At 40.6% G+C, this 13,251-nt stretch carries 7 protein-coding genes; all 7 read right to left on the reverse strand.

The window, feature by feature from the left end; genetic code table 11:
* Positions 1-208: 208 nt before the first annotated feature.
* Entirely contained in the window at positions 209-2,380 is a 2,172-nt protein-coding gene (locus tag J8L98_RS06775; protein WP_210995823.1) for a YcaO-like family protein, read from the reverse strand.
* Positions 2,380-3,135 (reverse strand): phytanoyl-CoA dioxygenase family protein, encoded by a 756-nt coding sequence (locus J8L98_RS06780; RefSeq protein ID WP_210995824.1) that lies wholly within the window; start codon positions 3,133-3,135, stop codon positions 2,380-2,382. The genes J8L98_RS06775 and J8L98_RS06780 overlap by 1 nt, the downstream gene beginning before the upstream one ends.
* A 55-nt stretch (positions 3,136-3,190) precedes the next feature.
* Positions 3,191-5,374, reverse strand: a complete 2,184-nt coding sequence (locus J8L98_RS06785) for a TOMM precursor leader peptide-binding protein (protein WP_210995825.1) — start codon at positions 5,372-5,374, stop codon at positions 3,191-3,193.
* Between the two features lie 3 nt (positions 5,375-5,377).
* Positions 5,378-6,604: an amidohydrolase family protein gene (locus tag J8L98_RS06790; RefSeq protein WP_210995826.1), complete on the reverse strand. Its 1,227-nt coding sequence runs from the start codon at positions 6,602-6,604 to the stop codon at positions 5,378-5,380.
* A gap of 63 nt (positions 6,605-6,667) precedes the next feature.
* Positions 6,668-7,447, reverse strand: coding sequence for a phytanoyl-CoA dioxygenase family protein (locus J8L98_RS06795; RefSeq protein ID WP_210995827.1), 780 nt, complete (start codon positions 7,445-7,447; stop codon positions 6,668-6,670).
* Between the two features lie 95 nt (positions 7,448-7,542).
* Complete coding sequence (locus J8L98_RS06800) at positions 7,543-8,910, reverse strand: hypothetical protein (RefSeq protein ID WP_210995828.1); 1,368 nt, start codon at positions 8,908-8,910, stop codon at positions 7,543-7,545.
* Positions 8,911-8,969: 59 nt separating this feature from the next.
* Positions 8,970-13,109, reverse strand: coding sequence for a TOMM system kinase/cyclase fusion protein (locus J8L98_RS06805; protein WP_210995829.1), 4,140 nt, complete (start codon positions 13,107-13,109; stop codon positions 8,970-8,972).
* Between the last annotated feature and the right edge of the window lie 142 nt (positions 13,110-13,251).

The raw sequence follows: 13,251 nt of genomic DNA on the forward strand, positions 1-13,251 counted from the left end.
GAATATTACATCTAATTATCGCTATCAAATAAGCCATTATTATTGACTCATCATAAAGCCCATATGCTTGCTACTTGCTACCAGAGGTATTGATGTGATGTTTAGGTTGTATTGTACTTGAATACATTTTAGAGATAGTACCTTCGAGATAAAGCCTTGTGAATAAAGGAGTCTCGAAGATATCGTCATATTAAATATATTTAGCGCTTTAAACGTAGAGTCCTTGCTGATTAATGGTTGATTCATTTTTTGCCTGTTTCACCCAACCTAAATCGACAGGCACTTGATACAGGCGTTGATTAGCCAGTTGTGGCCATATATGACACAAACCAGGTGCAAAGACTTTTGCCGTATTTATGGGTAACTCATCTCGGGTATAGTCCACAACTAACACTTCAATGTTCTGATCTTCAAGTGCTGCAACCACAGCCTGAATATTATTTTTAATATCTTTGTCAGTTACCAATTTAACACTTTCAACCGGTACATTTTGCGGATAGAGAAAAGGGCGCTTAGTTATGGCATCAAAGTCAAATGGTGCATTCTTTTGGTCTCTAACCGGAATTAATTGACAGAGTTCCGTGAGTGCTCTTTGGGCAGCCATTTCAGGCTCTAAATGGCAACCAAAACCAAAAATGAGACCGCCATTATGCAGATGTTCTCCCACAGCCGCCATAACCGGAATACCAAAATCATGGGTTAAGTCGAGCACCCAAAAATTGTGGCTGACTTTGAGTGTGTCGTTCAAAGGAGTAAAGTAATCTAAGGCAATACGAGAAAGCTCAAATGCAGGCCTGTGTATTTGGTTATACCACCAGATGGCCGTTGCATCACGCTCTATCAGTTCAAATAGCCCTTGCAGTATCGCTTCTTCCAATGAATTACCGGCAGCGGCACCATTTGAATGCCAGCGGCCAAAAGAGTCGTCAGTAAAAGGAATATTAGCAAAGCATATACTTAGAGGAAGGTACACTTTTTCGTTATTGGATAATGACCAACTCGCAAACCAATGTATGGAGTCACTGTGATACCGTCTGACAGCTTGGCTACGCTGAGATTCTGGATTATTAATGTCACAAAACATTGCGTACTGCTTCTCACTAAAGGGGGCCAGCTGATGAAAGCTCATGTGTCGCTCGTTCAATGAGTGAGCCGTTGAAATGTGAAAGGGTTCATTCCCTTGGTACTGCGCATTACGCCTTTCTATTGCCTCACACAATGCACTTGCTTGCGATTGTGCGTGGCTAACTCCTTTACCTAAACAACTTTGTACGAAACTATTATTATCTAAGCGGTTAATATGTTTTCCCAAAGGCGTTTTAAAAAAAGCTGTTTGATAAATTTTTATTGGCCCTTCATATTTTGTTTCAAGTGGTTTCAGGTGGCTGATAAAGCCCGTTACAGGATCTACAAAGGGCATGATTTTTAATATGGTTTGTTCTGGTGTTAAAGTCCGAGAACCACCATCTGTATTGTATGTAATCGGGCTGCTTTGTAATAAAATAGGTTGGCCAAATAATGTCTTTTGTAGTGTAAGTACGCGCCTATCTTCTGGAATTAGGTGAGTTGATGTCTGATCATTACCTATATCATATTGTAGTAGCTCACAATGATGACTCTCCATTTGCTGCTTTAGTAATCTTTGTATATCTTGCCATTGAGGCTCTAAAAATTCATGACGCAACTCGTATGGTGCAAACGCTACTCGCCCCTCGTTTTGACAGGCAATAAAGTGGTTTACGGGACGGTTTTGCCGAAGTAGATCTTGAAGATATCGCAAGCTGGCTTTTTTAGTGGTTAAACTTTGCGGTGACGTGTTACGTTTTTTGCTAAAAATAGGCGTGAATTGCAGTATATTTCCGGTAACTTTGATAACGCAGTATTTATCGAGTTTTTTGGTTAGAGGCAAGAGTTGTTTATCGAGTAAATCATCAACGAGTAATATATGTAACTTATCTGCACGGTTTTTTTCTTTTGACTTGAGTACGGTTTGAAGTTTCATGCTCCATAGCTTTAAGAAGTCAGAGGCTGCTGAGGATATACTTTTGATCTCAAAGTTATCGCTGACGTAAAGTTGTGAGCATAGTTGGGGAGATGGTTGGCGGTACTTAATTGTCATGGGGTCAGAGTTATTACATAAGATTTTATGTTTGACTAGCTGATTGGCGCGATATAAAAATGTGGCGCAGTGTACCGTTGAGTGTGCAATTGTTGATGCGTTTTGAAGCGGTTGTGCAAGAGTATCATTAATCGTCGTTACAGCAGGGTAATCGCGTTCACTGAGCCAAAAAAATTCGTGTTCAGCAATAAGTAACACGCCTATGCGTTCAAAGCGATAGGGGAGAAACTTAGGGTGCCAGATCAATTGATTAGTATTCATTATAAATAACTTTTATTATAAATTATTGGGTTACGAACATTGTCGGGCAAACAATAGCCAAAAGCGTCGGTTTGTATATGCAGTGAAATTGACAGGCTCAGCCTGAAAACATCGGAACTATTAGGTCCACTACAGTGCCAAGTATTACCGTTATGGATAGAGAATTCATTATTATTTGAGTACGCATAGACTTCTTGATAGCCCACATTGTCAGGTGTTATGTCAACAAGCTTCTGGGTTTGCAATTCAAGATCACATGGCGCGCCATCATTGAAATCATGTTCAGTATTGCCGGACCACAAATGTGAACCCTTTACAAACTTCATATTGCCGCTGTGTTTACTGATCGGGTTTAAAGGGATACATGCAACAATGATGTTTAATTTATTACATCGACTATTTTTATAGTCAGTGTGCCAGCCAACGTTGCCAGAGTTACCGCTATGGGCTGGTTTAAAAAATAAATGAGATGAGTTCAATTGAATTTTGTGAGCACCTGTGAGGTTGATAATATACTGAATAAGTGACGGTGAAAAAATTAATCGATATACAGAATGACTGAGCATATGCACTGTGTCGATTTTTTGAATTTTGTTCGGTTCTCCGATATTCCAACACAGCGCCGCAGGGATTTTATTGGCGGCTGAGTTTGTAAAGATCCGAGTAAACTGATAACAGATCTCATTTTTTAGTGCTTGCCAGTTTCTGTCTTGTTCTAACACAACAAACCCATCTTTTGTGTATTTGTCTTTCATTGGAATAGCCTTAATACAAGTAGCCGGTAAGTACATGGGTACTTATTGAGCTGGGTTAAATTAACAGTGCATGTTGGTTCAGTTGTGATTCTAATTTTCTCTTGGCTTGTAGCTGCATAGAAACAGGCACAGAATAAAGGCGCTCTGATGCAAAGTAAGGGAATAAGTGACATGTACCTGGGATGATTACTTTTGCTGTATGTAAACACATATCTGGACGAGTGTAATTCAGTACGAGTACATCAAGTGTTAAGCTTTTTGCGCAATTTAGTAAGTATTGTATATCGTCACAGATATCTGAGTTATAGGGCCACCTAATTTCATTAGTACTCTCTGCGGAATATTGAAGAGGAAATAGAAAATCTTTGTTGGTTATCTCATCAAAATCAAAAGGGGCTGTATGATTGTGTCGTATTTCGAAAATTTGGCATAATTCAGTTAACGCTCTGTGTATCGCGATAGTGGGATCAATGTGGCAACCAAAACCTAAACTAAATTGTTCAGTGATTTTGTTATGTGCGACTGCTGCAAATACAGGGACGTTAAAATCGGTGGTAATATTCAAGACCCAATAATCGCAATGTTGCTCCAGCGTATTTGATAGCTGAAGTGATAACTCGTTATTGATCCCTTTTAAGCAAACGCTATTTCTAGGTACTTGGTTATACCACCAAATGGCAATAGCATCTCGCTCAATGATTTCAAGGAACCCCTGTAAAAGGGCTTCTTCTAAGGTATTTCCGGCTGCGCCCCCATTGTGGTAAAAACGACTGTATTTTTGATCTTCAAAAGGACAGTGATCATAACAGAAGCTGGTTGGCACAAAGCACTGTTTGTGAGTAACTAAAGACCAAACAGGGCTCCAGTGTAATGGCGTATCTCCATCGTATGGTTGTGTAGAATACAAATTATGTTGGGCATTACTTTTGGATGAAAAATGTTGATACTGAGCGTCTGAAAAAGGGGATAACTGCTGTGGTAGTATGTATTTATCAGAGTTTTTAGGTGGAGTTGCTAAGTGTGTGGGTTCGTCGCCCTGATATTGAGATGCTAAACGTTCAATTCCTTCACTCAATGCGCTAACTTTAGATTGCATGGGAGTAATCCCTTTGCCCATAGAGCTATACCAAAAAACAGGCAACGGAGTTTTTGAGTCAAAAGAGAGCGGTCGACGTGGTACTTGAAAGAACCCACTGCGGTATATTTGATTGACCCCCTTTTCGGAGCTTGATTCGGTATGGCAGTGAGTCAGTAGGCCACTAATGGGGCTGACTAATTTTTGAAGTTTATCATGGGTCTCACTTACTGGTACCGTTCTATAGCCACCATCGTGATGGGTTAACTTTTTGCTAGGGCTTAGCTTAATAGGCTTAGTATTGTGTTTGAATAAATGGGGATCTCCGCAGCTTTGGCATTGAGGGCGTTTAATGACCGGATGGATTGTCATCGTGGTGTCATTTATTTCATAAAGCGTATTGAGGTGGTGATCACTCATTAATTCAGGAATGACTCTTTCGGCCTGTGATTTAAACTGCTGCATACGATGTGTATCATAATGAATCGGAATTGGCGCTAAGGCTTGGACTGAAGGCTCTATGGAAGCACTGTCTTGACTATCAGTGAACCAACGTAAAGCACTATGAATTAGCATACGGTGCTGCAAGCATTGCCAGCATGCACTTTCAGCTAAGGGGTTAAACAAAGGTCCGACAAACGCGCGCTCCCCCGTCACTTTAATGATTAACCATTGAACTTGATTGTCACGATATGCTTGATTAATCGCAGATAGTCGCGGATCTAAGTAATCGTCTGCGATTACGAGGCTTGTTTGCTCCAATATAGCGTCAGGGAGGGAGACACTTTCAAAATCAAAGGGTAAATCAGGTTTAGATAACCAGACGATTTCTTTCCAGCGACTATTATTGTTTATTTTGGGAGGCAAAGTATATTGGGGCACATAGTAATGACTGATTTGAGCAAGACTTTGGCGTGGTAAAATGAAGCCTGCTTGTACAAGTACTGGCAAAAGTGTTCTAAGGCTCACAATGACCTTACTGGAACAGAGCGAACTTATTTCAGTTAAACTTTTACCTTGCGTTAAAATCGAATGTAATGCGTCCATCTGCTCTATTTCAATCAGGTGGGTATCGCACTCTGCCAATAATCGGTAGTGGGTATCCCGATAGGGAGCCACAAAGAATTTTGGGTGCCACTGATAGTGCTCATTAAATACTGCCACTGTTTAATCTGCCATCTCTATGTGTGAAGCTGCAACGATATGATGTGATTCAGTAGATAGATTGGTCGCACTGGACCCGTGTTCATCGATTTTTAACTCATAAAACTCTCGACCATTATTAATAGTGATATCAATGCATTCAGTCTCGCTTAACTCGCTCAACTGTTCAGTTATATTCTCAGTCGTGAAATGCAAATGGTCTGGGTGTGGAAAGTCTGTGCCATATAATAACTTTTTATGGCCAATAATATTGATGACTTCGCGTAAACAAGGTTCGCCCAACTCAATACCTACCCAGCATTGGCGTTTAAAATACTCGGAAGGTAGCATTTTTATATTACTTTCTACTAGGCTTGGAAATTCAGGGAAGCAAATGTTATCCAAACGCCATAACCAAGAAGGTAACCAAGATGCCCCAGCTTCTAAAAAAGCGAATTTCAATTTTGGGTATCGTTCTAGTACGCCACTTTCTAGTAAAGCCACAAACGCCATTTGTGCTTCCATTGGATGAGAGCATGCGTGCAATGAGAATCTCGCACTAAAGCGTTGGTTTCCGGTGGTTGAGCCATGCAGGCAAGAGCCGCCATGAAATGCAACCGCGATATTGTTAAACTCACATGCTTGCCAAAAAGATTCGTAATCAGGGTGACCTAAGTCTCGATTTGCGATGACTTCTGGACGTAATACAATACTAGACCAACCATAGCTTATTATTTGTTCTAATTGTCTAAGTAAAGAGCTTGGCTTATGGCGACTGATCAGGCCCACTGCTTTTAACTGATTTGGTGCATGTTGGCAATAATTGTGAAGCCAACGATTATACGCATCAGCATAAGCAAGAGATACCTCAGCGGGTAGCTGTTGATGGTTGACGATAAAAGTAGCGAAAGTAGGGAATAAACACGCTACATCAATATTACTTTGCTGCATGGAATCAAGTTGTTGCTCCCCCGACATTGCTTGCTCACGTTGTTCAATACTGTCGGTATTCAAATAAGCGCTGGCAAGTTGCTCTGTGTCATGCCAATTATTGATGATAGGAATATCACCAATTGTGAATATAGGGGGAAGATCAATGCCACCCTGAGGTCCAAACTTTAAAATACGCTCACGCTTTTTGGCGGGCGTGTCGTATACACAGGTAAGTGGGTATTTTTGGAAAATAGTACTTTCAACATATTGCTGCCACATAGCGAAAGGCTCTACAACATGGCGGTCTGAGTCATACATCTGGGTTGTCCTTTATAATGATGTTACGGTGTCATTTCAATTTTATGAATGAGATTGCTGGCACTATTTTTCATAAATTATTGGGTATGTCGTGTTGTCTTTTAGCATTTCTCTAGCGCGTGTTTCATTGGTATTGAACGTCACTTTATCTGTTATTAAACACATACTAACGGCATATCGCCCTGTGTCAGTGGTGTTTTCGGCACTGCCATGCAAAGTTTTTGGGTGATGAAAGGCAATATCTCCTGCATTTGTTATCGAAGGCGTTTCGATCCAAGGATGGGGGAGAGAATCAATTTTTAGCAGTTGTCGCTGTTGGTGAAGATTGTGTTGTGCTATGCCAGAGTAACGAGATTTTTTTGGCCAACAATGTGATTGATTTACATAAGTGAGAGGCGCCATGGCTGCACACATATCAACCAGAGGCAACCAAGCATTTATTACGCCAGAGGTAAACGCTGAAATATAGTCGTTATCACGATGAAAACCAACTTCACCTCCTTGACCACTGTTTGGCGGTTTGTAATATAGTTGACTGAGTACAATTTGAACGCAACTTGCGCCAGTGATTTGTGCTGCGAGTTGACCAATTACAGGGGAAGTTAATAATGCTTTTATTGCGTAATTAGCAAGGTGAATTTGTTGAACTCTTTGCACTTGATTATCATTGCCTACATCAGGGGTGCTCCAAGGCGCAATACCAGTATCATAACGGCCTACGAGTACTTGCTGAGTACCTGTTAATGCATCAGCAACCACGGCAGGGTTAATACTATGAGGATGCAGAGAGAATCCATCCAGTTCATAATTCGTATTATGTGCGTTATCTATTTTAGACTTCATGCAAGTATCGTTCAAAATGGAATCGGTAGTAAGTACACTACAGAGTGATTTAGCAATGTAATGTACTCATATATCAGCTTTTTACAATATACTTCTTAGCCTACAGTGAATGGCTGGCTGGCGCGTAATGCAGTAAAATCGGCTATTGCAGAAGCCCCAACATCGAGTATTTCTGGTGGTGACGGTAGTACGACTTCAAGTTCACTTGCGTACTCAGCTGGGTGCCACCTTTCGCCGCTTTTTGGCAACTCAGTGGCATAGTGTATGTAAATCTTCAATCCTGGAGGGATGGTATATCCTAGAGTTTCTAACATTTCTGGGTAGCTAGATAATTGATCTCCACAGTTGATGGTGTTTTTAAAATTCTCATTAATAATTTTTTCTAAGCCAGCGGCCTTTAATGTGTCTGCTATATCGGTTTGTAGCTGAGGGAAATGATGCACAAATTCCCGATAGATATGCTCTTTAGAAAAACCTTGTTTAAGTTCACTGCGGATCTTTTCTTGTGCCTCAACAATTGTTTTAGAGTCTTGTAATGTCGCTTTAATGGTTTTAAAAGTCTTTTCACCCGTTAAGCTATTTGAAAAACGAATCGTCGCTTTTTGCCATCGACTGTTCCAATTATAGGCAACCATCCTAGGTACAAAGTATTCCCAGTTGGCGTCTTCTGTGAAGGCGAAAGCCCCACCACGGTCGAATAATTGCCCAACACTATTGGGTTGCTCTCCCGCTTTTTTATGCTGTGCGCTAAGCAGGTTCAATAGTTCGGCTTTTAAACCTTTAATGAATGCCTCATTATTACTCGTGTCATATGTAAAGAGGTACCAGGAAATAATTGCGCAAGACAAGCTGTCAATGATGTTAGTGGCACAGTTTTGAGCGAGCTCGGGATCTGTCTTGCCTGCGTTTTCATTACAAAATGAGGGAGTAGCAGGGCGGTTTTTTGTATCATAGTCATCAAACAGCTGGCTTAATGGGAAGTAAAAACCAAGTAATTGAAAGTTAGCAATAATATCAGCTTGGCTTTGGTTGTTATTTGCGGTGTTTTCAGCATTAAACATATGATAAAGCGAATTTACAGGGGGGATTTTGACGTGTAGCTTACCGAAAAGATGCTCATACCCATTGACAGGCTTAAATAAATCGCCGGTGTTGTATGTGATGTCGTTATCAATAGCTTGCAGTGTCACTAATACTTCTTCACCAACGGTACTGACAATATGTGCTGATGTTGGATCATACGTACCAGCAGGCGACGGAACTACATTACCTTGTTTATCGCGGTATACTTCTGTAACATTTTGGATGTTTAGATCATCTTTTAGGATGGTATATAGGCATCTTACATAATCTCCTTCATCACAACGTTGCCAGTATCTTGCGAGCACGTTCGGCCATATATGGTTCAGTACGAGTCTGTCAGTAACGACAATATTATTTATATTTGAAGACGTATTGCTCATTATTCGTTCCTTCTTGCTTTTAGGGTTATGCGATTGCACTTAACGCACTTAGGTACCGCTTAGTATATAAAATCAGGTTTATACGTGACGTTTTGTAGCCCACGTTCGTTCATGTACATGGTTAACTCTTTAAGCTTGTGATTGTAATCACTTGTCATCAGCTCAGGCGCAATTGCCTTTAAACAGTGCAGTGCTTCGAGGGCAGACCACCTAGAGTTTTTTTGCCACGCTAATTGTATTGAATCATGTAAGAGTTGCTTGATTTCATTACTCACAGGGTTGCTTACTCCTTCATGATAACCTTTTAAAAATAGGCATTTCGCTAACGTTGTTTTGATATATGGAAACCATATAAATGTGTTATTCCGCTGTGCAATGGCAAAGCTATCTCTAAAGCGTTTGATTGCTTCATCAAAGTGATGATGTTTCATGTACAGTTTGGCTAGAAAAGTACACCATCTAGCGGTGGAAATATTTTGCTCAGATTGCCTAATAATATTTGTTTTTAAGTTGCCTAATTCAAAATCGTCCGTTGCAAAGGCATAAAGCGCACTCAGATATACAGTATGATGTACCACGGAGGTTCCTTTACCATATTGACGATCATAAGCGTGCATACTGTCTTTGATTTGTTGGTTGTCATTTAAGTGAATTGCATTAATTGCCTGAAATAAGTAGACAAAGACTCTAGATATGTCATCTAAGTCATCAGTAATTAATGCTTCGGCTTGGGCGAGCCTAATTGCTGCTGTGGAAATATCACCGCTATGCAAGTAGTACATCCCACCCATCGCGAGATTCTGTACATGAGGATGTATACCGTAATCGCGGTAACAATTTTTATCGCGCTCAGGGTCCCAAAGTGATATCGCCTTTTCGTGCAAAACCAACGCGTTGTCTATATCACTATCAAAAAAGTAGACTTCGGCTAACATCATCGCAACCATCATGTGTCTTTGAGTGTCATTATGCGCAATAGCATCGGCCATCATTTCTCGGCCTAAGATCCCCGCTTTTTCGCGTTGCGATTCGTAGAATAAATTCAGGAATAATACCCAGTCGCTTTTATCTTTGGTTAATTTTCGAAGGTGTGTATTACCTGTCGGCGCTAACTCATTTAGTTGTTTTACAAGTGCAGGGATCTGCTGGGTTATATGGGCTACTCTATCTCCTCCATATCCGTCTAGTGATAAAACAGGGGCTATTTGAGCACCGAGGATTTGTATTTCTAGCTCCATAGCAACTGTGGGAGTTTTAATATGTTGACACCAGTCTAAAACCTCTTTGGTAGCCTCAAGTGCCTCGACGTTTGCTGAATAAGTGACTTGTTGTTGAACACCTTTTAAACCGTATTCGGTTGCCTCGCGGTATTGTTTCGCTAAAAAGAAGTGCCTAGCAATTAAAGACATAGACAAATCGGCATTATATTCCAACGACTTCTCTAAAGACTTAGCTACTTGTAAGTGAATTTGTTCTTTTTGTTGAAGAGACATCGCTTCATAAGCGGCATCTCTTACTAAGGCATGTTTAAAAATATAATTATCGCCATCCACTTGCCGTTGTTGGAAAACAAGCTCCGTATTGATTAACGCTTGTAAATCATTTTGTATTTGTGCTTCATCTTTATCAGAAGCAGAGACAAGTAGCGCGTAATCAAATTCGCGACCAATTGCTGCCGCCAGTTGTGCAGTGTCTTTGCCTGATTGCAGCTGATCAAGCTTTTGCTGTAATGAATCTCGTAACGTCATGGGTACAAGGGCTTTTTTATCTTCACTCACGAAGTCAAATTGCCCGTTTATTTTATGGACCAGTTTTTGTTTTTGTAATGATGATGCCAGTTCTTCAATAAACAATGGAATACCATCAGTGCGCTCTTGAAGCACTTGAAGCAGACCTGATGCGAGAGGCTGGTGGTCAAACAAATAAGTGATAAACGAAGTTGTATCTTCTTTGTTTAGCTTTGGCACACATAGCTGAGTGAATAAATGAGGGTCAACTGACGCAGGCTGAGACTCTCTTGAAGTTGTTAGCCAGCTGTGAGCACCTTCTCGAAATACACTGGTTGAAACAAAGTACCCAATGAATTCCAGGCTGGTTGGATCTGCCCAGTGCATATCTTCAAAAATAAACAAATGCCTGACAACGGCTGCTCCATTGTGGTAAAGCTCAGAGGGCTGGCATAACAGGTGCACTAAAATATCGAATAGTCTTTGTTTTTGTATTTCTGGAGATAAACTCGAGGCGTTATTATGCTCTGGCAATGGAAGATTTAACCACGCGGATAAAATTAACAGCCCTTGTTCTTGCTTTTCTTGAGTCAAAAATGTTCTTTGTATTGCCTGTTTGAGGACACCTAATGCTTGGGTATCAGTGAGGGCATCAAGCGAATATTTAAATTTTAACAACGTGATGATAGGGAACAGCGCATTGTTTCTATATTCCGGTAAACATTGTGCAACTAGGTGACGCAACGCTTTACTCTGAGTGCGCAGCTCAAAAACTAGACGTGATTTGCCAATACCTGCTTCACCTTGAATATGTACACACCTAGGTCGGTCGGGGTTTAATTGACTAGTAAGTAGGGTGTGTAATGTTCTCAGTTCTGGCTGGCGACCAACAAAAATGGAATTTTTTCTGGTGCCTCTAAGAAACCCAAAAGCCTCTAATTGACGCTCTCCATGTAAAATGAATATTGGGTCATTTTGACTACGAGTAAGATTTACTTGATTGCACATATCAAAATGTAAATAGCCATCTAGCAAATGTTTTACGTTTTCAGAGCAAAGAATTTGATTTGGCGGGGCTTGTCGACACAGGTTCATCGCTTCATGTGCGGTTTTTCCTTCCGGCATGTTATTCGCTAGGCTCACCATCATCCCTACTTGTATGCCCATGTGGGCATAACATGTCACACCTTGTGTTTTTTTGAGTAACGCATTTTTTTTATGTAAATTGCTGGCAATTTCAAGAGCTGTGCGACTGCATAAACGACTATCGTTGTCGGTGACTTGCGGGTAGCCAAAATAGAACAGCAATGTATCGCCTAAGTTTCCAACATGGTAGGCACCATACCTCACAGCAATATCGATACATTGCTGCATTTGATCAGCATGGAGCGTGTCAAGAATGTCTTGTTCTTCATTGCCGATTGTAGCTTCTTGAACCGTGCTAATAATGACACAAAGCACAGAGACTTGTTTTCGCTCAGTTAATCGAGTATATGATAAGCGAGCATCGTAGTATTGTGTTTCATCGTCATCGTTGGATTGTACAATTCCTCTATTATCACGATTGGTTTGAAAAGAAAGAGAACCAACTAAATTAGAGAAATTCAGCTTTTTAAAATGGTGATAAAGTTCGGTTGTACTTGCTGGGCGTTCTTGGGATTTCTTGCTTAATACACGACGTAATAGATTTGCGGACTCATGGCCCGCTAAAAGCCCTAAAGGTACATTGGAGGGACTTAACTGTTGATGAAAAATAGCAGCTAAGCTACTACCTGAAATGGCAGGTTGGCCAGTAAGACACTCTAAAAACACAAGTCCCCAAACATAAATGTCAGTTTGAGGTATTGGTGGTTCTCCTCTGAGCTGCTCTGGTGCGCTATAAGATGGAGTACCCAAGGTTTCTTGCGTCAATGTAATACTTTTGTAATCAAGCTGACGTGCTTCGTGTCTTAATGCCCCTATGCCAAAATCAAGTACTTTAACGTGTGTATTTGCACCTACACGGTAGAGCATTATGTTTGCTGGTTTTATGTCTCTATGAATAACACCTTTGTCATGTGCATGGGCAAGGGCATCTAATACACTCGCCATGATATGGGCAGCGTCTGAGGGTTCAAAAGGACCTGAGTTAATTAATTTGTCGCGAAGTGATTGCCCATCAATGTATTCATACACGGCGTAAAGTAGAGAATCTTGTTGTTGACCTTTATCGATTAATTGCACGATATTGGGGTGATTCAAGCGACCAATTAAATCAACTTCCCGGTGAAAGCGCTCGATATAGCGACGTCTTTTATCTTGAACCAGTTCATGTGGCAGTGAGAGAAATTTTATTGCGACAATTTGCCCTGTACTTACTTGCTTTGCCTTATAAACGAGCCCAAATCCTCCTTCACCAATTTTATTAAGTAGTTTGTAATAGTCTGAACGAAAAGTTGTTTTGATATCTAGGTCCGTGGTTAACGTAGCCATGTGCGAACATATTCCATATGAGGTACAACTGTTAAAAGTTTGTGTTTATATTATATCCAATGTACACCCTTATCAATAATTACTGTGTAGTCGAGGGATTGTGTTTAAGGAAATTGTTGTTATATGAGGGTTACTGATTCTG

It is taken from the genome of Pseudoalteromonas sp. MMG013, assembly GCF_018100885.1.
In the GTDB taxonomy this organism is placed as follows: Bacteria; Pseudomonadota; Gammaproteobacteria; order Enterobacterales; family Alteromonadaceae; genus Pseudoalteromonas; species Pseudoalteromonas aurantia.

Excerpts from the sequence above, each read along its gene's own strand:
- J8L98_RS06795 (WP_210995827.1), bottom strand. The coding sequence starts at position 7,447 with ATGAAGTCTAAAATAGATAACGCACATAATACGAATTATGAACTGGAT.
- J8L98_RS06790 (WP_210995826.1), bottom strand. The coding sequence starts at position 6,604 with ATGTATGACTCAGACCGCCATGTTGTAGAGCCTTTCGCTATGTGGCAG.
- J8L98_RS06800 (WP_210995828.1), bottom strand. The coding sequence starts at position 8,910 with ATGAGCAATACGTCTTCAAATATAAATAATATTGTCGTTACTGACAGA.
- J8L98_RS06775 (WP_210995823.1), bottom strand. The coding sequence starts at position 2,380 with ATGAATACTAATCAATTGATCTGGCACCCTAAGTTTCTCCCCTATCGC.
- J8L98_RS06780 (WP_210995824.1), bottom strand. The coding sequence starts at position 3,135 with ATGAAAGACAAATACACAAAAGATGGGTTTGTTGTGTTAGAACAAGAC.
- J8L98_RS06805 (WP_210995829.1), bottom strand. The coding sequence starts at position 13,109 with ATGGCTACGTTAACCACGGACCTAGATATCAAAACAACTTTTCGTTCA.